The organism is Pseudomonas sp. UBA6562, assembly GCF_002434265.1.
Lineage (GTDB): Bacteria > Pseudomonadota > Gammaproteobacteria > Pseudomonadales > Pseudomonadaceae > Aquipseudomonas.
Genome location: NZ_DJJS01000008.1, coordinates 662,965 through 681,134 on the forward strand (window position 1 = coordinate 662,965; position 18,170 = coordinate 681,134).

The following is an 18,170-nucleotide window of genomic DNA, read 5'->3' on the forward strand; positions in this document are numbered from 1 at the left end:
GTCTTCCGGCGAAACGCCTGTTTCCGAGCGGATGCAGCGCGCCTAGCCTGTCACTTTCCCCAACCCAGGAGCCCTGCCCATGAAAGCCATCGTATTCGACACCCCCGCCCTGCCCATCGACGACGCCCGTTCGCTGTACGACCACACCCTGCCCACCCCTACCCCTGGCGCGCGCGACCTGCTGGTGGAGATCAAGGCCATCGCCGTGAACCCGGTCGACACCAAGGTGCGCGCCCGAAGCACCGGCGACCAGCCGCAAGTGCTGGGCTGGGATGCCGTAGGTGTGGTGCGCGCAGTCGGTGCCGAGGTCACGCTGTTCAAGGAGGGCGACGAAGTGTTCTACGCCGGCGCCATCGACCGCCCCGGCAGCTACAGCGAGTACCACCTGGTCGACGAACGCATCGTCGGGCACAAGCCGCGCAGCCTGGACAACGCCAGCGCCGCTGCCTTGCCGCTGACCTCCATCACCGCCTGGGAACTGCTGTTCGACCGCCTGGGCGTGCAGGAGAACGGCGGCCAGGGCCAGAACCTGCTGGTGATCGGCGCCGGCGGCGGCGTGGGCTCGATCCTCGTGCAGCTCGCCCGTCAGCTCACGCAACTGACCGTGATCGGTACGGCGTCGCGCCCCGAAACCCAGGCCTGGGTCGAGCAACTGGGCGCGCACCACGTCATCGACCACTCCCAGCCCTTCGCGGCGCAACTGGAACGGTTGCAGCTCGGCCCCATCGACCACGTCATCAGCCTGACCCACACCGGCAGCTACCTGCCGCAGATCGTCGACGTGCTGCGCCCGCAGGGCCAACTGGCGCTGATCGACGACCCCGAGCAGCTCGACATCATGCCGCTCAAGCGCAAATCGCTGTCGGTGCACTGGGAGCTAATGTTCACCCGCTCGCTGTACCACACCGACGACATGATCGAGCAGCACCGCTTGCTGGAGCGGGTATCGGCCCTGATCGACGAAGGCGTGATCAAGACCACTCTGGGCGAACACTTCGGCACCATCGACGCGAACAACCTCAAGCGTGCCCATGCCTTGCTGGAAAGCGGCAAGGCCAAGGGCAAGATCGTATTGGAAGGGTTTTGATCAGGTGCGGTCGAGGAATTCGAACATGAATACGCTATTCAAAGCCGCAGGCCTGGCCCTGGCCGTTTCGTTCGCTGCCGGCGCGGTTGCTGGCGAGACCGCCAGCCCTCGCGTGGAACCGGTGCACGCTTTCACCGGCGCGATGCCCACTGGGGTGACGGTGACGCCGACGGGCCGGACCTTCGTCAACTTCCCACGCTGGGGCGATGACGTACCCTACACGGTCGCGGAGCTCGTCGACGGGCGCCTGGTGCCCTACCCCGAGCTGAAAACCAACACGCCCGACCTGCAGCACCCGGCCGACGCGTTCATCAGCGTGCAAAGCGTGGTCGCCGACAGCAAAGGCCGCGTATGGGCGCTGGACACGGCCGCGCCGAAGTTCGCCGCGCCCACCCGTGGCGGCGCAAAACTGGTCGCCATGGATCTGCGTTCGAACGCCGTGGTGAAAACGGTCGTGCTGCCCGAGGCGGTCGTGCTGCCCACGACCTATGTCAACGATGTGCGCTTCGACTTCCGGGTCGGCGCCGAAGGCACGGCGTACATCACCGACTCCTCGGTAAGCGGGCCTGGCGGCATCATCGTGGTGGATCTGGCCAGCGGCAAGGCGGCACGCCGACTGTCGGGCGCCACATCCACTTCGGCCGACCCGGCCTTCGTGCCACAGGTCGAAGGCAAGCCCGCACTGGTGACACGCAATGCCAAAGGCGAAGCCAAGTTGCTGACCATAGCGACCGATGGCATCGCCTTGTCCAGCGATGGCAAGACGTTGTACTTCTGCCCTTTGTCCAGCCGACACTTGTACGCGGTGCCGACCGAGTTGCTGCGCAACCCGCAGGTCAGCGAGGCGGCGCTGGAACGAGCAGTGGTCGACCTGGGCGAGAAAGGCGCTTCGGACGGTATCGAAGCCGCTGCCGACGGCGCGGTGTACGCAGGCGACTACGAACACAACGCCATCCGCAAACGCCTGGCCGACGGTCGTTGGCAAACGGTGGTCGAGGATGCGCGGATGCTCTGGCCGGACACCCTGTCGATCGGCCCGGACGGCTATCTGTATGTCATCGCCAACCAACTGCACCGCTCGGCGAACTTCAACGATGGGCAAGACAAGCGCGTCAAGCCCTATGAGCTGTTGCGCGTGAAGATCGACGCCCAGCCCGCGAAGATGGACTGAAGCGCCTTCACTCCGATGAGCGCGGCGCTCGCCCTCCATGTAACGGGTAGCGCATGGGAGTGCGAGCGCTCTTGCCGTTCACACCCCCACCGTCCAATACAGCTCCAACCGCTCCGCCAGAAACGCCCGTAGCGCCTGCATGGCCGGCGTGAGCGAAGTGCGGTGCGCGCATACCAGTTGCAAAGGCGCCGGCTGTCCCTGTTCGCCCGGAAACAACTCGATCAAACGCCCGCAGCGCAGATCGTCCAGCACGTCCAGCCGCGACTTGTAGACGATGCCCAAGCCGGCCACGCCCCAGCGCCGCACCACATCGGCATCGTCGCTGACGCGGTTACCGGTGACCTGCACCGTCGTGCCGCCGCTGGGCAGATGGAAGCACCAGCGCTCGTAGGTCTGGTCGCCCATCACGAAGCGCAGGCAGTTGTGTGCCGCCAAGTCCTGCAATTTTTCCGGCCGCCCGTGCCTCGCCACGTAGTCGGGCGAAGCGCAGACCGTGCGGCGGTTCCAAGGTGCCAGCGCCAGCGACACCAACCCCGAATCGGCCAGTTGCCCGTAACGGATGCTGGCGTCCAGTTGCTGCCCCACCAGGTCGGCCATCTGATCGCTGATGTGCAGTTGCAGCAGCACCTTGGGGTGCAGTTGCTGAAAGGCGTCGAGCCAGGGCAGCAACAGGTTGCGGCCGATGTCCGAGGGCATGGACAGGCGCAGGGTGCCGGCGATTTCGTCGCGGCCTTCGTTGAGCGCCACTTCGCCGTTGCCCAAGGCGTCGAGGGCCTGACGTGCATGGGCCAGGTAACGCTCGCCGTCGTCGGACAAACGCAAGCGCCGCGTGGAGCGCACGAACAGCCGCGCGCCCAGGCTGCGCTCCAGGCGCTGCACGGCGCCGCTGGCCAGGGCGGGCGAGATGTCGAGGAGCCGGGCAGCGGCGGAAAAGCTGCCGGCCGAGGCGGTGGTGACGAAGACTTGGAGGTCGTCGATGCGGACGATTTTCTTCACGGCGAGGGTCTAGAGAGCGCGGGAGGTCGCCAGCCTAATCAAGCCGATGGCCGTGTGCAAATGCGCACGAGGCGCGAATGGGCGTGGTGGACCTGGGTTGCGATCAAGGCGCGATGCACTGGGCTTGCCGGGCCTGGGAGGAAGTAGGCCTCCTGAGCGAACCTGTACGCTGGAAGGCGACCGCTCAGCGGTCCATCGCGAGTAGACTCGCGCCTACAACGAAGGAAGATCCCAGGATTTTTCCGTCACGCAGCTTGGAATGGACAACCCATGCAGATCGACGAAGAGCTCACCCTGAAGAAGCTCGAAATATTTCTCGCCTTCATGCACAGCGGCAACCTGGCCCGCGCCGCCAGTGCGCTGGATACCAGCAGCGTCAGCGTGCACCGGGCCATCCATTCGCTGGAGAACGCCCTGCGCTGTCCGTTGTTCAAACATGAAGGGCGTACGTTGACGCCGCTGGAAAGCGCCTACGTGCTGGAAGAGAAAGCGCGCAAGCTGATCCAGGACACCAGCGAGATGGTCCGCGCCACCCGCGAGGCGGCCGGCTTCTCCGCCGAGCGTTTCAAGCTCGGCACGCTGTATTCGCTCACGGTCAAGACCGTGCCGCAGTTGATCATGGGCCTGAAGCTGCGCCGCAGCGCACTGAACATCGACCTGACCCTGGGCTCGAACGTCGACCTGATGTACCGCCTGAAGAACCTGGAGCTCGACGCCATCCTGGTGTCGCTCAACGAAAGCACCTGCGATCCGGCCTGCGAGCAGTTGCCGCTGTTCTCCGACGACATCTTCCTCGCCGTGCCCAACGAGTCGCCCTTCGCCCAGGAGCACGAAGTGGACCTGGCGGACCTCGCCCACTCCACCTTCATCACCCTCACCCAGGGCTTCGCCACCCACCGCGACGGCGAGCGGGTATTCCAGCAGGCGGGGTTCGAACCGAACGTGGCCATGCAGGTGAACGACATCTTCACCTTGCTCAGCATGGTCAGCTCCGGCGTGGGCTACGCGCTGCTGCCGGGGCGGATTTCGGCGGTGTACGAGAACCGTATCCGGCTGATTCCGTTGCAGGCGCGCTACCGCTTGCAGCAGCACATCGGCGTGCTGTTCCTCAAGACCCGCGAACGCGACCCGAACCTGTTGGCGCTGGTCGCCGAGTGCCGCATGTACAGCCTGCAAGGCGATCAGCGCCAAGGCGTCGCCCCGGTAGTGTGAGTCAGGGGCACATATGCCTCAGGCTGGCAGCAGCACCCCGCGCACAAAGACGGGAACGTCGGCCCCGGAAGGGGGATGAATACCGCCACCCCCGGCGCTACGAGCCGAGGGCTTGCGACGGGCAAGCCTCAGCCCACCAGCCCGCGCACACAGAAGTACAGCACCGACGGCCCGAGCAGGCAGCCAAGGCCCGTGTGGAAAGTGGCCGTCAACGCACCATAAGGCACCAGGCGCCGGTCGGTCGCCGCCAGGCCTGCGGTGACACCGCTAACCGTGCCGGCCAGGCCGCCGAAGACCATCGCCGAACGCGGGTTGTCCAGCGCCAGCAGGCGTGCCGAGACCGGGGTGAACACCATTACCAGGATCGCCTTGATCAACCCGGTGGCGATCGACAGGGCCATCACGTCCGAGGAGGCGCCCAACGCAGCACCGGTGATCGGCCCGACGATGTAGGTCACCGCCCCCGCACCGATGGTGGTGAGGCTGACCGCATCGCGGTAGCCGAAGCTCCACGCCACCGCCACGCCGACGATGAAGGGCAATATTGTGCCCAACAGCAGCGCCACCACACCGATCATGCCGGCCTTGCGCGCTTCGGTGGCCTGCACTTCGAAGGCCGTGGCGACGATGGCGAAGTCGCGCAGCATGGCGCCGCCCATCAGGCCGATGCCGGAGAACAGCGTGAGGTCGGCCAGGCCCTTCTGCCCGCCGGTGAGTGTGCCGCCCACCCAGGCCAGGACCAGGCCGATGACGATGGCGATCGCCGAGCCATGCACACGGCCGAACGTCAGCCGCTTGGACAGGACCACCGATAGCCACATCACCGCGCCCACCACTGCGAACGCGGTGACCAGGCCGTTGTGTTCCAGCGCTTTGAGAATGAGGTCCATATCAGCGCCCCCCTGCCGGTACGGCGACAGGCTCGACAGCGGCCACCGGCAGCTCCTGCGGCAGCGGCTCGCCGCGGTGCATGCGGCTGATCAGTGCGATGGTCAGGCCACACACCAGCACCGAGCCCACGGCGGCGATCAGCGCCACAGGGCCGCCGTGCAAGGCGGTGACGACGTTCTGCTGCGCCGCCATGGCCACCACGATGGGGATGTACAGCGCGCCCCAGAAGCCGACGCCGAACTCGCATTCCTTGCTCATGCCGCCGTTGCGCTGCATGTACAGACGGGCGCAGATCAGCAGGATCATCGCGATCCCGACGCCGCCGACATTGGATTTGACGCCCAGCAGCACGCCAAGGAAGTCACCCAGGATGACCCCTGCGAGCGTGCAGATGGCCAGTAATGCCACACCGTAGATAATCATTGTCGTTGTCCTCACGTTCAGTCGAAGTTGCTTGTTGTTGTTCTTCGAAATGCGGGCAATCAAAGGTCGCTGCTCACCTCCCGCCGCATCAGGGCATTCAAGGTATCGCGGCGGGTGCCTTGGCAGGCGACCACGGTACCGCTGTTGAAGACGCGCCGGGCCAGGCCGCTGAGCACCACACCGGGAGGCAGTTCGACGAGCAGGCGCACCCCGCGCTCGTGGGCGTTGCGCAGGGTCGCGTACCAGTCGACGGTACGGCACATGTTGAAGGCTAGGTCGTCGCGCAAGGCCTGCGGGTCGTGCAGCCGGCGCGCGCAGGTGCTGCTCAGGTAGCCCAGGGTCGGACGCTTGATCGGTACTTCGGCGAAGGCTTGTGCCAGTTCGCGGGCAGGTGCGTCGAGCAGCGCGCAGTGCGACGGTACGCTCATCGTCAGGCGCTTGGCGGCGCTGGCGCCGAGGGCCAGTGCGCGGGTGGCGCAGGCGGCCATGGCCGAGTCGCTGCCGGCGATCACATGTTGGTTGTCGGCGTTGACGTTGGCCAGGAACACCGGCGCCGGGGAAGCCTCGATCAGGCGTTCCACGGCAGTGCGGTCCAGGCCGAGGATGGCGGTCATGCCGTAGCCTTCGGGGTAGGCCCGTTGCATCAGCTCGCCACGCTTGGCCACCAGGCGCACGGCATCGGCATAGCCCAGCGCGCCGGCGACCACCGCCGCCGGATAGGCGCCGATGGACAGACCGCTGACGTACTCGGGCGCAGGGTTGTCCTCCAGCAACAGGCGCGCCTGGGCGACGCCCATCACCAACAGGCAGAGCTGCACCGCACGGGTGTCGGCCAGGGCCTGCGCGCTGTCGAGGTGCAGCACCGGTTCGCCCAGGGCGTCGCTCGCCTCTTCCAGGCAGGCGCGTACCGTGAGCGTGTCTGGCAACTCATGCAGCATGCCGGCCCGCTGCGCGCCCTGGCCGGGGAAGGCGAACAAGCTGCTCATGCCGGCATCCCCGCAAAGGCCCGAGGATTTTCGACCAAGCACGCACGCACCGTAGGCGCGCCTGGCAGCTCATGCAGCATGCCGACCCGCTGCGCGCCCTGGCCGGGGAAGGCGAACAAGCTGCTCATGCCGGCACCTCTGCACAGGCCCAAGGGTCCTCGACCAAGCAGGCGCCTTCGTGGCGCTTGAGCAGTACCCGTCGTGCCGTACCCGCCCAGTCGCCCAGGGCGACGGCACCTTGGGGCGTTTCCAGTTGCAGGTCGACGCGGCACGACAGTGCTGCCAGTGCCTGGAACAATGCCTGCGCTCGGCTACGCGACCAACGTGCGTGTGTACGCACAACCAGGTCCAAGTCGCTGTCACCATGCAATACCGCTACGCCGGTCGCCAATTGATAGCCCACGCCGCCGGTAGGCCCCCAACCCAGACCTGTGGCCTCCAGCAACGGCGCTACCGCTTGCAGCGCCTGCAATGCGGGCAGCTTGGCCTCACCGGCGACACGCAACTGCTCGGGCCGGCACCGGCGCTGTACGCAGGCGACGGGCAATTCGGCCGCCCACCGCTGCGAGCGCTGCGCGCCGCGCACGCCCACCGCCACCCGCCCCGCTGCTACTAGCGCACGCCGCACCACCACCGGCTGGCCGGCGAGCAGCACCTGCTGCGCCCAGTCGGGGGCGTTGGCGGCCAGGTGCTCGGGGCGCAGGCCCCACAGCAGGTCGTGTGGATTCATGGCCTCACCATTGTGTGCGCAGGCGCTCGCGCACCCGGCTCGACATCGCCCGGTTCGGCGCGCCCAGGCGCGAGCGCAGGTCGGTGCTGTCGCCGATGTCCTGCACGGCGCGCACCAGCACGTCGCGCACGCTGTCGATGTCGTCGGGGCCGGGCTGCTCGATGGCCTCGACCGCCACCCGTTCCCAGAGCAGGCCCAGGGAGGCGTAGCTGGCGAGGTCGTAGGCCATGGGCGGCACCTTGGCCGCCAGCGTTTCCAGTTCCTCGACGCTGCGCAGGGTGATGCGCGCGGCGGCGGCCTTGCCCATGGCGTGCACCATCACGCCGGGGTCTTCCAGCGCGATCAGCCGTTGCGCCTGGTAACCGTGGGCGAGGAACGCCCCGGACATGGCCTTGCCCACTAACAGCCCGATCACCGGGTGGCCGGCCAACCGTGCCCGGGCATAAGCGTCCACGGCACCGGCCAAGGCCTGGTGGATGCCCAGCGCTTCCTCGCGGCGGCCATAGGCCTGGCTCGGCACGTCGACCACCGCCACCAGCACCCGTGCCGGGCCGCCCGCGTCGGCTTCGATGGCGTCATCGACCGCCTTGGCCAGCCCCCAGCCTTCGAGCAGCCCCACCTCGCCTTGGCGCGCGCGCGGGAACGGGTTCTGCGCATCGGGCACTACGGCGACGAAGCGGGCCGGACGGTTGCCCAGTTCGCCGTCGATGACCTTCACCGAGGCGGGAAAGCCAGGCAGTTCACGGCCTGCGGCCAGCGCTCGAATCCACTGCAATCCTCGGCTCATGGCTGTAGCTCCTGATAGAGGGCGCGCACTTGGGCGGCGTCCAGTTGTTCGACCTGGCTGCCGAACGTGCCCAGCAAGGCCAGAAAGTCGGCATGGCGGCGGCTGCGGGGTTGGCGCGGTTCGCCGGCGGCCAGGCACTCGCCCAGCACCTCGCGCACCTGCGCCAGATCGTCCGCCACGAAGGCGTCGGCCAGGCCGCAGGCATGGCGTTGCTCGCCGCCGGTCAGGCTCCAGATGAAGGGTCGGTCGCGGGCGTCGTATTCCTCGATGCCCGCCTCCTGCTCGATGACCTGCGGACCGTTGAGGCCCAGGCGGGCTTCGCGGGTGACGATCAACTGGCTGCACAGCCCGGCGGCGATCGACATGCCGCCGAAGCAGCCCACCGAGCCTGCGATCAGGCCGACCACCGGCTGGTACTGGCGCAGCTCGACGATGGCCGCCTGGATCTCGGCGATGGCCGCCAGGCCCAGGTTGGCCTCCTGCAGGCGCACGCCACCGGTTTCCAGCAGCAGGACGGCGGCGGTGGCGATGCCCTTGCGGTTGTCTTCGACCGCCAGCTCCAGGGCACCGGCGATCTTCGCCCCACCCACTTCGCCCATGCTGCCGCCCTGGAACACCCCTTCTATGGCGGCCACCAACAACGGTTGCCCGTTGAAGGTGCCCTTGACGATGACTACGCCATCGTCGGACTGCGGCACGATGCCCTGCGCAGGCAGCCAGGGCGACATCAGCCGGTCGAACGGCCCGAGCAGCTCACGCGCGCTGCCGGCATCGAGCAAGGCCTTGGCCCGCTCGCGGGCGCCGAGTTCGACGAAGCTGCGGGTTTGCAGCAGGTGCGCGACGTCAGTCATGGGCGATCTCCTCGAAGCCTTGTTCCAGACGCAGCCGGACCACCCCTGGGGTGGCGCCGAAGTCGTGGATGTCGATGTTCAGGGCCGGCCAGGTCTGCTCGTCGAACAGGCGCTGGAACAACTGCTGCCAACGCGGGCCGCTGCCATTGACCGAGGTCACCACGTTGATCGCCAGCACGCCGTGGGTGCCGGGTTCGAGCAGCACTTCCAGGTCGCCCGAGCCGACGCAACCGACCCGCGCGCGACGGTTCGCCGGAGCGCCGGCGGCAAAGGTGAAAGACAAGGTTTCCATGCTCAGTGGCTCCCAAGGGGGTCGATGAACAGGCAGGCGGCCAACAGGTCGGCGGCGCCGCCGGGTGAGGCGTTGAGGGCGCGCAGCCGGTCGTCCAGCATGCGCAGGGCGCGGCGGCCGGCCAGGCTGGCGCTGCCACCTGCGGCCAACACGCTTTGCGCGCCCTGCTGCATGGCGTCCAGCCCTTCGCGGCCGGCGCGCCACAGCACGCAGGTGTCGTCCAGGCGGGCCATGATCGCCAGCAGCGCATCCAGCCGGGCGGGCTGTTCGCCGCTGCCGGCGCGGCGGCTGCGCTGCAGTTGCGGCAGGCCATGGGCGATCACGCTGGGAAAGCCCGACTGGGCCTCTTCGCGCGCGCCACGTGCGCCGTAACGGCGCCGCACCTGCTGGCCATGGCTGGCGGGCTGTACGGGCGCGAAGCGGTCGTCGATCAGGGCGATGCGCCCGGCCCGCGCGGCAATGGCGGCGGCATCGGATTCGTCGGGGGCCAAGGCATGTGCCGCGACCAGCAGCCCCAAGGCCCAGATCGCGCCGCGGTGGGTATTGACGCCGCCAGTGGTGGCCAGCATCGCCGCCTCGCCTTCGCGGCCGATGCGCCCCAGCGCTTCGCGCAGCGGCTGGCCCACCTCGCCCACTGCCTGCGCGGCGTCGGCCATGTCCTTGAAGCACGGCCACAGGGCCAGCGCCGAGGCGTGCATCAGGCCCAGGTGCAGATCGCTATGGGCACCGTTGCCCCGGCGGTCGACCAAGGCCGGCTTGGGCGACAGGTCGGCTTCGTCGATCAGTGCTTCGACGGCCAGGTCGGCCAAGCGGTGGGACAGCGGCAAGGGCGCCGCGTAATGCAGGAATGCGCTCATCACCAACTCCTGAAGCGTGCGGGTGGCTCGTACAGGCCGCCGGACCACTCGACCAGTTCGGCGATGCTCTTGGCCGCGAGCAGCGAGCGCGACGCCTGGGTGCGTTGGATGCCGAGGTCTTCGGGCAGCGCGATCAAGCCTTCGCGGCGCATGCGCGCGGTATCCTTGGGGTCGTGGCGCAGGCCGATGGCAGTGACGCCGGCCACGGCCGCGATCATCGCCTGGCGCTCTTCGAGGGTGCGCGCCTTGTACAGGTACGCAATGCCCTCTTCGGTGAGCAGGTGGGTGACGTCGTCGCCGTAGATCATCACCGGCGCCAGGGGCATGCCGGCCTGCTTCGCCACGTCGACGGCATCCAGGCGCTCGACGAAGGTGGGCTTGCCGCCCTCCTGGAAGGTTTCCACCATCTGCACCACCAGCTTGCGGCCGCGTTCGAGCATCGTCACCGGCTCGGTCATGTCCAGCCAGGCAGGTGTGGCATGGCGCCGACCGCGTGGGTCGTGGCCCATGTTCGGCGCGCCGCCGAAGCCGGCCAGACGCCCGCGGGTGACGGTCGAGGAATGGCCGTCGCCATCGACCTGCAAGGTGGCGCCGATGAACAGGTCGACGGCGTACTGCCCGGCCAGCTGGCACATCATGCGGTTGGAGCGCATCGAGCCGTCGCGGCCGGTGAAGAACACGTCCGGGCGCTGGGCGATGTAGTGTTCCATGCCCAGTTCGGTGCCGAAGCAGTGCACGCTCTGCACCCAGCCGCTTTCGATGGCCGGGATCAGCGTGGGGTGCGGGTTGAGCGTCCAGTTGCGGCAGATCTTGCCCTTGAGCCCGAGCGACTCGCCGTAGGTCGGTAGGATCAGCTCGATGGCCGCAGTGTTGAAGCCGATGCCGTGGTTGAGCGACTGCACGTTGTGTTTTTCGTAGATGCCGCGGATGGCCATCATCGCCATCAGCACGTGCACCGGCTTGATGTGGCGCGGGTCGCGGGTGAACAGCGGCTCGATGTAGAACGGCTTGTCGGCCACCACCACGAAGTCGACCCAGGACGCCGGGATGTCGACCCGTGGCAGGTCGCGCACATCGTCCACCAGCTGGTTGACCTGCACGATGACGATGCCGTCGCTGAACGCGGTCGGCTCGACCAGCGCCGGGGTGTCCTCGGTGCTGGCGCCGGTGTAGATGTTGCCCTCGCGGTCGGCCATGAAGCCTGCGACCAGCGCGACATTGGGAATCAGGTCGACCAGCAGGCGCGAATACAGCTCGATGTAGGTGTGGATGGCGCCGATTTCCAACAGGCCGTCTTCGAGCAGTTGGCCGATGCGCAGGCTCTGCGGCCCGGCGAAGGAGAAGTCCAGCTTGCGCGCGATGCCCCGCTCGAACAGGTCCAGGTGCTCGGCGCGGCTGACGCTGGGCATGATCATGTGCAGGTCGTGCAGGTATTCGGGGTCGGCCTTGGCTAGGGAGCGCGAAAGGAAATCCGCCTGCTTCTGGTTGTTGCCTTCGAGCACCACCCGGTCGCCGGGGGCGATCAGCCGTTGCAGGGCTTCGACGATGCGCTCGCTGGGCAGCACCGCACCGTCGGCCAGTGTGCGTACCTGTTCGAGCCGGCGCTGCTTCTCGGCGCGCCGCCGCGACCATTGCGGTGGGGGGGAGGATGTTGTTGGCATTGGAAGCTCCACGGGTCCGCTTGCGTGGAGGTCATTTAAGGACGGCGAACGGGTTCTATCAATCAACACAGCGGGCGAAACGTTACGCTCAGGTTAACGATCCTCAGGTAAATCATTGCTTTCCAACAACCGCAAGAACTCCACCCCCGCCGGCGCCATCACCTGCTCCGCTCGCGTGATCACGCCGATTTCGCGCACCACCCCCGGATGCGCCACCGCCACCTTGCTCACCTCGTTACGGCCCTCGTCGGCCGATTCGGGCAACAGCGCCACACCCTGCCCCTGGCGCACCAGCGCCAGCACGGTAGACATGTAGTTGGCCTCGAGCCCCGCCGCCAACGGCAGCCGCGCGTCGGCGAGCAGCCGCTCGACCAGGTTGCGCACGCTGCTGTCGCGGCCGGTCAGCAGCATGGGGTAGTCGGCCGCTTCGGCCAGCGTCACTTCGGGGCGCTTGGCCAATGGGTGGTCGTGCGGCACGTACAGGCACAGGCGGTCTTCGAGAATCGCCTTGAAGGCCAGCCCTTGGGTCGGCCGCGCCTGCACCCCCAAGCCGAAATCCACCTCGCGCTCCAGCACCAGCGTGTCGATGCGCTGGGCCACGACGTCGCGCAGCCGCACCTCGACGCCGGGGAAGCGCTCGCGAAAGCGCTGCAACACCCCTGGCAGCAGGCCGGAACACAGCGACGGCAAGGCCGCGATGGTCAGCACACCGCGCCGGGAAGCGGCATGGTCGCGGGCCGCATCGACGATGTTGTCCAGGTCGAGCAGCAGCTTCTCCATCGGCAGCAGCGCATTCTGCCCCGCCGCCGTCAGCCCCACATGCCGCGGGCTGCGTTCGAGCAAGGCCACGCCGAGCCAGTCTTCGAGTTGCTGGATCTGCACGGTGAGTGCCGAGGGCGACAGGTTCAGGGCCGCGGCCGCCCTGGAAAAGTTGCCGCTCTGCGCCACGGCGAGAAAGGCGCGGATGAGCTGGAGCGCATTCTTCATTTTGTTTTTCCGAACGAGGCCTGGCGAATATTTCAATTCACAGAGCGTAGCGCCGTTGTTATTACTCTTGCAAAACAACAACAGGGCCTCCGCTCGCAATCGCGAACGCAGAGGCCAGAGAGGAAACCCCATGCTCGCCACCCTCGGTGTCGTCACCATCCTGTGCATGCTCGTCAGCATCATGAGCAAACGCATCTCGCCCCTGGTCGCCCTGATCGCCCTGCCCATCGTCGCCGCCTTGCTCGGCGGTTTCGGCTTGAGTACCAGCGCGTTCATCATCACCGGCATCAAGAACGTCGCCCCGGTGGTGGGCATGTTCGTCTTCGCCATCCTGTTCTTCGGCATCATGACCGACGCCGGCATGCTCGACCCGATCATCGACCGCATCCTCAAGCGCGTCGGCACCCGCCCGACCCGCATCGTCATGGGCACGGCCCTGCTGGCGCTGCTGGTGCACCTGGACGGTTCGGGCGCGGTGACCTTTCTGGTGACCATCCCGGCCATGCTGCCGCTGTACACGCGCCTGGGGATGGACAAACGCATCCTGGCCTGCGTCACGGCCATGGCGGCCGGGGTCAACTTTCTGCCCTGGACCGGCCCGGTACTGCGCTCGTCGGCGGCGCTGCACGTGCCGGTGGCCGACCTGTTCCAACCGCTGATTCCGGTGCAGATCGTCGGGCTGGTGTTCGTCTTCGCCTGCGCCTACTGGCTGGGGCGCCGCGAAGAACGGCGTCTGGGCCTGGGCCCGGACCACCTCGACGTCACCCCCCACCAACGGGTGCTCAGCGAGGCCGAACGCGCGCTGCGCAAGCCGCGCCTGTTCTGGCCCAACCTGCTGCTGACGCTGGTGGTGATGGGCGTGATGATCGCAGGCGTGGTGGACCCGGTGGTGATGTTCATGGTCGGCACCGTGCTCGCCCTGTGCCTGAACTACCCCAACGTGGACGCGCAACGGGCGCGCATCGACGCCCACGCCAAGACCGCGCTGACCATGGCCAGCATCCTTCTGGCCGCAGGCGTGTTCACCGGCATCATGCAAGGCACCGGCATGCTCAAGGCCATGGCCGAGGTGGCCGTGGGGCAGATTCCGGCCGGGCACGGCCAATTGATTCCGGCGGTGGTGGGCTTCCTGTCGATGCCCCTGAGCCTGCTGTTCGACCCCGATTCGTTCTATTTCGGCATCATGCCGGTGGTCGCCGAAGTCGGCAAAGCCCTGGGCGTGGACCCCATGCAAGTGGCGCAGGCGTCGCTGTTGGGCGTGCACACCACCGGCTTCCCGGTCAGCCCGTTGACACCCGCCACCTTCCTTCTGGTGGGCCTGTGCAAGATCGAACTGGCCGACCACCAGCGCTTCACCATCCCCTTCCTGTTCGCGGCCTCGGTCTTGATGACCCTGACCGCCCTGGTCATTGGAGTTTTCTGAATGAAAACCATACGAATCGGCGCCGGCGCCGGCTACTCGGGCGACCGTATCGAACCGGCCATCGAGTTGGCGCAACAGGGCGAGCTGGACTACCTGGTGTTCGAATGCCTGGCCGAACGCACCATCGCCCTGGCGCAGCAAGCGCGGCTGCTCGACCCCGACGCCGGTTTCGACCCGCTGCTGGCCGAGCGCATGCGCCGCGTGCTGCCCTATGTCGGCACAGGCGACAGCACGCGGCGGCGTCTGCGCATCGTCACCAACATGGGCGCGGCCAACCCGCTGGGCGCCGCGCGTGAAATCCGCCGCATCGCGGCCGACCTGGGCCTGGCCGGCATCAAGGTGGCGGCACTGACCGGCGACGATGTGCTCGCCACCCTGCTGCAACGCCCGCAACAGACCCTCGACAACGGCGACTCTCTAGCCGAACTGGGCGATCGGCTGATCTCGGCCAACGCCTACCTGGGTGCCGAGGGCATCGTGCAAGCCCTGCAAGCCGATGCCGACGTGGTGGTCACCGGCCGCGTCGCCGACCCGTCGCTGTTCCTCGCACCGCAGCTGTTCGAGTTCGGCTGGCGCGCAGACGACTGGACGCGGCTCGGGCGCGGCACCCTGGTCGGGCACTTGCTCGAATGCGCCGGGCAGATCAGCGGTGGCTATTTCGCCGACCCCGGCGTCAAGGACGTGCCAGACCTGCACCGCCTCGGCTTCCCGCTGGCCGAGATCGATGCCATGGGCAATGCCGTGATCAGCAAAGTGGCCGGCACCGGCGGGCGCATCGACACTGCCACCTGCACCGAGCAACTGCTGTACGAAGTGCATGACCCGGCCGCCTACCTCACTCCCGACGTGAGTGCCGACTTCACCCAGGTGGCGTTCCAAACCACTGCCCTGGACCACGTCCGGGTACAGGGCGCAAACGGCCATACGCGCCCTGAGGCTTTGAAGGTGTCGGTCGGTTTTCTCGACGGTTGGATCGGCGAAGGGCAGATGTCCTACGGCGGCCCCGGCGCGGTCGCCCGCGGGCGCCTGGCCGAGGACATCGTGCGCAAGCGCCTGCAACTGATGGGCGTGGCCTGCGACGACCTCCGCACCGAACTGATCGGCGTCAGCGCCCTGCACGGCAACGACCTGGGCCAACGCGCCGCAGGCGAGCCCTGGGAGGTGCGCCTGCGGGTGGCGGCGCGCTGCGCCAGCAAAAGCGATGCGGTACGCATCGGCAACGAGGTGGAAACCCTCTACACCAACGGCCCCTACGGCGGTGGCGGCGCGAGCAAGTCAGTGCGCCAGGTGGTGGCGGTGGCGTCGCTGTTGCTGCCGCGTGAAGCGGTCACATTGCAGGTGCACCTGGAGGACATGGCATGAGCAAGGCTACGAAACTGCGCGAACTGGCCCACAGCCGCACCGGCGACAAGGGCGACACCTCGAACATCTCGGTGATCGCCTTCGACCCGAACGACTATCCGCGCCTGGCCGAGTGGCTGACGGTGGAGCGCGTCACGGCCCACTTCGCCGAACTGCTGGGCCCGGCAGGGCCGCCCGTTCGGCGGTATGCGCTGCCGCAGCTGGGGGCTTTGAACTTCGTGTTGCCCGGCATCTTGCGCGGGGGGGTGACGCGGTCGTTGGCGTTGGATGCACATGGCAAGGCATTGGGGGCGGCGCTGTTGGATCTCGAGATCTGAGCGCGATACCGCACAGGCACCGGCGCTTCAATTGCGCACGAACGCCAACCTGATCCCCAACCCCATGAACACCCCACCCACCACACGATCCATCCACACCTGCAACGCCCGATTCCTAGACAACCCACCCGCCGCACTGCCCGCCAGCAGTGCGAAGGTGACGTCGGTGGCAAAGGCCACCAGCGCGTAGGCCAACCCCAGCACCAGGAACGAGGCGGTGTGGTGATCGCCGCCCGGCACCACGAACTGAGGGAAGAAGGAAATGAAGAACAGCAGCACCTTCGGGTTCATCAAGGTGGTGATGAAACCCTTGCTCAGCAAGTCGCCCAGGCGGGCGCCCCGCTTGATGCCCGCGGCGGGATCGGCTTCGCTCTGCGCTTTGCCGAACGTGCCGAGAATCAGCTTCGCGCCCAGGTAGGTCAGGTACAGCACGCCCACGTACTTGACGATCGAGAACATCAACGGCGACGCGGCGATCAGCGCCGTGAGCCCCACCACGCTGGCCAGGGCATGGGTGCAACTGCCCAGTGCCACGCCGGCTGCCGAAATCACGCCGGCGCGTCGTCCGTTGGCCACGCTTTGGCCGATGACATAGGCCATGTCCGGGCCGGGCGTGATGGACAACAGCAGTACGGACAGCATGAACAGCGGGAGGTTGTTGATATCGAGCATGATCGATCCTGAGGCATGACCGGGATTTCAGAGGGGCTTGGCAGCTTATCACGCAGCTCGCCCCTCGCAGCCGGCCTCATTCTGTCTTTCCCGCACGCAAAAAAAATCACCCGCCCAGGTACTCCCGAGCGGATGATCGTTCAGCGCAGGCACCGTTACGGCTCAGCCATCACTGCCCATGCAGCGTGCCACGCACCGACCTGACCTGATCGGCCGTCACCGCGCCGGACTCGTTGGACCAGCCGCCGCGCAGGAAGGTGGCCAGCTCCGCCACGTCCGAATCGCTCAACCGCTTGGCGAAGCCCGGCATCGGCAGCACCGACGGCGCACGTTCCGTGGAAGGCGTTTGCGCACCGGCCAGGATCACGTTGATCAACGCGCCCGGGTTGTCGGCGTTCACGACCGAAGCGCCATTCAGACGCGGGAACACATGCGGCGCGCCCTCGCCGTTGACGAAGTGGCAGGCGTTGCAGTTGTCGATGTACAGGCGCTCGCCCAGGGTCAGGTCCTTGGCCGCCGTCAGCTTGGCCGTGGTGGCCTGGTCGCGGTCGGGTTTGGCTTGGGTGACCTTGCGCTCCTTGCCTTCGAGCGACTTGAGGTAGACCGCCATGGCGGTCAGGTCGGCGTCGCTCATGTGCGAGGTGCTGTTGGCGACCACGTCCTTCATCTCGCCAGCCACCGAGGCTGAGCTGTTACGCCCGGTGCCGAGGTAGTCGACGATCTGCTCCTGGGTCCAGTGCGGCATGCCGCGCAGCGACGGCACGGCCCAGCCGTTGAGGTTTCCACCGGTGAGGTAGCCCTTGGCCGACTCGTCCAGCCCGGTTTCCTGCAAGGTCAACGCACGTGGCGTGTGGCACGAGCCGCAATGGCCCAGGCCCTGCACCAGATAAGCGCCGCGTTGCTCCTGCGCAGTGGCGCCTTCGACGGCGACCAGGGGTTTGGCCTCGTCGTCCGGCAGTGGCGAGAACAGCGTGCGCCAGTACGCCAGCGGCCAGCGGATCGACAGCGGCCAAGGGATGTCGTTGGCCTTGTTCGGCTGCTCCACGGGCGCCACGCCTTGCTTGAAGTAGGCGTACAGCGCTTGCAGGTCTTCGTTGGAGATCTTGGCGTACGAGGGGTATGGCATCGCCGGGTACAGCGCATCGCCGTTGTGGTTGATGCCGCGGCGCATGGCCCGCTCGAAGTCGCCGTAGGTCCAGTCGCCGATGCCGCTCTTGGCGTCCGGGGTGATGTTGGTGGAGTAGATGGTGCCGATCGGCGAGCCGATGCCCAGGCCACCGGCGAACGACTTGCCGCCTGGCGCGGTGTGGCAGGCCACGCAGTCGCCGACGCGGGCGAGGTATGCGCCCTTCTCCACCAGTTGCGGGGTGATGGGCTGTTCGAGCTTGGCGGTCGGGTCGCCGGAGCGGTTGAGCAGGACGCTCACGCCCCAGGCCAGCAAGGCGATGACCAGCGCGACCACCAG

The 18,170-nt window shown here is 67.4% G+C and carries 20 protein-coding genes; 6 read left to right on the forward strand and 14 right to left on the reverse strand.

All coding sequences use genetic code 11. From position 1 onward, the window contains the following. Nucleotides 1-79: 79 nt before the first annotated feature. The gene (locus tag B4M43_RS18685; RefSeq protein WP_296268940.1) at nt 80-1,087 is read left to right on the forward strand and encodes a zinc-binding alcohol dehydrogenase family protein; all 1,008 of its coding nucleotides are present in this window, start codon (nt 80-82) and stop codon (nt 1,085-1,087) included. A 25-nt stretch (nt 1,088-1,112) separates the two neighbouring features. Further along, nucleotides 1,113-2,258, forward strand: coding sequence for an L-dopachrome tautomerase-related protein (locus tag B4M43_RS18690; RefSeq protein ID WP_296268941.1), 1,146 nt, complete (start codon nt 1,113-1,115; stop codon nt 2,256-2,258). 78 nt (nt 2,259-2,336) lie between these two features. Here the strand turns inward: B4M43_RS18690 and B4M43_RS18695 are convergent, their stop codons facing one another. Beyond that, a complete protein-coding gene (locus B4M43_RS18695) occupies nt 2,337-3,245 on the reverse strand; it encodes a LysR family transcriptional regulator (RefSeq protein ID WP_296269034.1) in 909 nt (302 codons plus the stop codon). 279 nt (nt 3,246-3,524) lie between these two features. On the opposite strand from B4M43_RS18695, the gene B4M43_RS18700 reads away from it, so the two are divergent. Beyond that, nucleotides 3,525-4,466 (forward strand): LysR family transcriptional regulator, encoded by a 942-nt coding sequence (locus B4M43_RS18700; protein ID WP_296268942.1) that lies wholly within the window; start codon nt 3,525-3,527, stop codon nt 4,464-4,466. A 128-nt stretch (nt 4,467-4,594) separates the two neighbouring features. Here the strand turns inward: B4M43_RS18700 and madM are convergent, their stop codons facing one another. From madM to B4M43_RS18755, 11 genes are all read right to left on the reverse strand, one after another. After that, nucleotides 4,595-5,356: a malonate transporter subunit MadM gene (madM, locus tag B4M43_RS18705; RefSeq protein ID WP_296268943.1), complete on the reverse strand. Its 762-nt coding sequence runs from the start codon at nt 5,354-5,356 to the stop codon at nt 4,595-4,597. Between the two features lies 1 nt (nt 5,357). After that, on the reverse strand, nt 5,358-5,780 hold the full coding sequence (gene madL, locus B4M43_RS18710; protein WP_296268944.1) for a malonate transporter subunit MadL: 423 nt from the start codon (nt 5,778-5,780) through the stop codon (nt 5,358-5,360). 59 nt (nt 5,781-5,839) lie between these two features. Continuing rightward, nucleotides 5,840-6,766 (reverse strand): malonate decarboxylase subunit epsilon, encoded by a 927-nt coding sequence (gene mdcH, locus B4M43_RS18715; protein WP_296268945.1) that lies wholly within the window; start codon nt 6,764-6,766, stop codon nt 5,840-5,842. Further along, complete coding sequence (locus tag B4M43_RS18720; RefSeq protein WP_296268946.1) at nt 6,763-6,894, reverse strand: hypothetical protein; 132 nt, start codon at nt 6,892-6,894, stop codon at nt 6,763-6,765. Before B4M43_RS18720 ends, mdcH begins: the two co-directional genes overlap by 4 nt. Then, complete coding sequence (locus tag B4M43_RS18725) at nt 6,891-7,496, reverse strand: malonate decarboxylase holo-ACP synthase (RefSeq protein WP_296268947.1); 606 nt, start codon at nt 7,494-7,496, stop codon at nt 6,891-6,893. Before B4M43_RS18725 ends, B4M43_RS18720 begins: the two co-directional genes overlap by 4 nt. A gap of 4 nt (nt 7,497-7,500) precedes the next feature. Further along, nucleotides 7,501-8,283 carry a biotin-independent malonate decarboxylase subunit gamma gene (gene mdcE / locus B4M43_RS18730; RefSeq protein ID WP_296268948.1) on the reverse strand — a complete coding sequence of 261 codons (783 nt, stop codon included), beginning with the start codon at nt 8,281-8,283 and terminating at the stop codon, nt 7,501-7,503. Next, nucleotides 8,280-9,134 carry a biotin-independent malonate decarboxylase subunit beta gene (locus tag B4M43_RS18735; RefSeq protein ID WP_296268949.1) on the reverse strand — a complete coding sequence of 285 codons (855 nt, stop codon included), beginning with the start codon at nt 9,132-9,134 and terminating at the stop codon, nt 8,280-8,282. Before B4M43_RS18735 ends, mdcE begins: the two co-directional genes overlap by 4 nt. Further along, nucleotides 9,127-9,426 carry a malonate decarboxylase subunit delta gene (locus B4M43_RS18740; RefSeq protein WP_296268950.1) on the reverse strand — a complete coding sequence of 100 codons (300 nt, stop codon included), beginning with the start codon at nt 9,424-9,426 and terminating at the stop codon, nt 9,127-9,129. The genes B4M43_RS18735 and B4M43_RS18740 overlap by 8 nt, the downstream gene beginning before the upstream one ends. A 2-nt stretch (nt 9,427-9,428) precedes the next feature. Beyond that, nucleotides 9,429-10,283, reverse strand: a complete 855-nt coding sequence (locus B4M43_RS18745) for a triphosphoribosyl-dephospho-CoA synthase (protein WP_296268951.1) — start codon at nt 10,281-10,283, stop codon at nt 9,429-9,431. Next, the gene (gene mdcA, locus B4M43_RS18750) at nt 10,283-11,944 is read right to left on the reverse strand and encodes a malonate decarboxylase subunit alpha (RefSeq protein ID WP_296268952.1); all 1,662 of its coding nucleotides are present in this window, start codon (nt 11,942-11,944) and stop codon (nt 10,283-10,285) included. Before mdcA ends, B4M43_RS18745 begins: the two co-directional genes overlap by 1 nt. Nucleotides 11,945-12,037: 93 nt before the next feature. Next, the gene (locus B4M43_RS18755) at nt 12,038-12,931 is read right to left on the reverse strand and encodes a LysR family transcriptional regulator (RefSeq protein WP_296268953.1); all 894 of its coding nucleotides are present in this window, start codon (nt 12,929-12,931) and stop codon (nt 12,038-12,040) included. A 130-nt stretch (nt 12,932-13,061) separates the two neighbouring features. On the opposite strand from B4M43_RS18755, the gene B4M43_RS18760 reads away from it, so the two are divergent. The 3 genes from B4M43_RS18760 to B4M43_RS18770 are packed head-to-tail and all read left to right on the forward strand — an operon-like array spanning nt 13,062 to nt 16,033. Beyond that, on the forward strand, nt 13,062-14,354 hold the full coding sequence (locus B4M43_RS18760) for a CitMHS family transporter (protein ID WP_296268954.1): 1,293 nt from the start codon (nt 13,062-13,064) through the stop codon (nt 14,352-14,354). Next, a complete protein-coding gene (locus B4M43_RS18765; protein ID WP_296268955.1) occupies nt 14,355-15,716 on the forward strand; it encodes an acyclic terpene utilization AtuA family protein in 1,362 nt (453 codons plus the stop codon). After that, the gene (locus B4M43_RS18770) at nt 15,713-16,033 is read left to right on the forward strand and encodes an AtuA-related protein (protein WP_296268956.1); all 321 of its coding nucleotides are present in this window, start codon (nt 15,713-15,715) and stop codon (nt 16,031-16,033) included. Before B4M43_RS18765 ends, B4M43_RS18770 begins: the two co-directional genes overlap by 4 nt. 27 nt (nt 16,034-16,060) lie before the next feature. On the opposite strand, the gene B4M43_RS18775 is transcribed toward B4M43_RS18770, so the two are convergent. Together B4M43_RS18775 and B4M43_RS18780 are read right to left on the reverse strand one after the other, a co-directional pair. Beyond that, nucleotides 16,061-16,705, reverse strand: coding sequence for a LysE family translocator (locus B4M43_RS18775; protein ID WP_296268957.1), 645 nt, complete (start codon nt 16,703-16,705; stop codon nt 16,061-16,063). Between the two features lie 169 nt (nt 16,706-16,874). Further along, nucleotides 16,875-18,167: a c-type cytochrome gene (locus B4M43_RS18780; RefSeq protein WP_414707879.1), complete on the reverse strand. Its 1,293-nt coding sequence runs from the start codon at nt 18,165-18,167 to the stop codon at nt 16,875-16,877. Between the last annotated feature and the right edge of the window lie 3 nt (nt 18,168-18,170).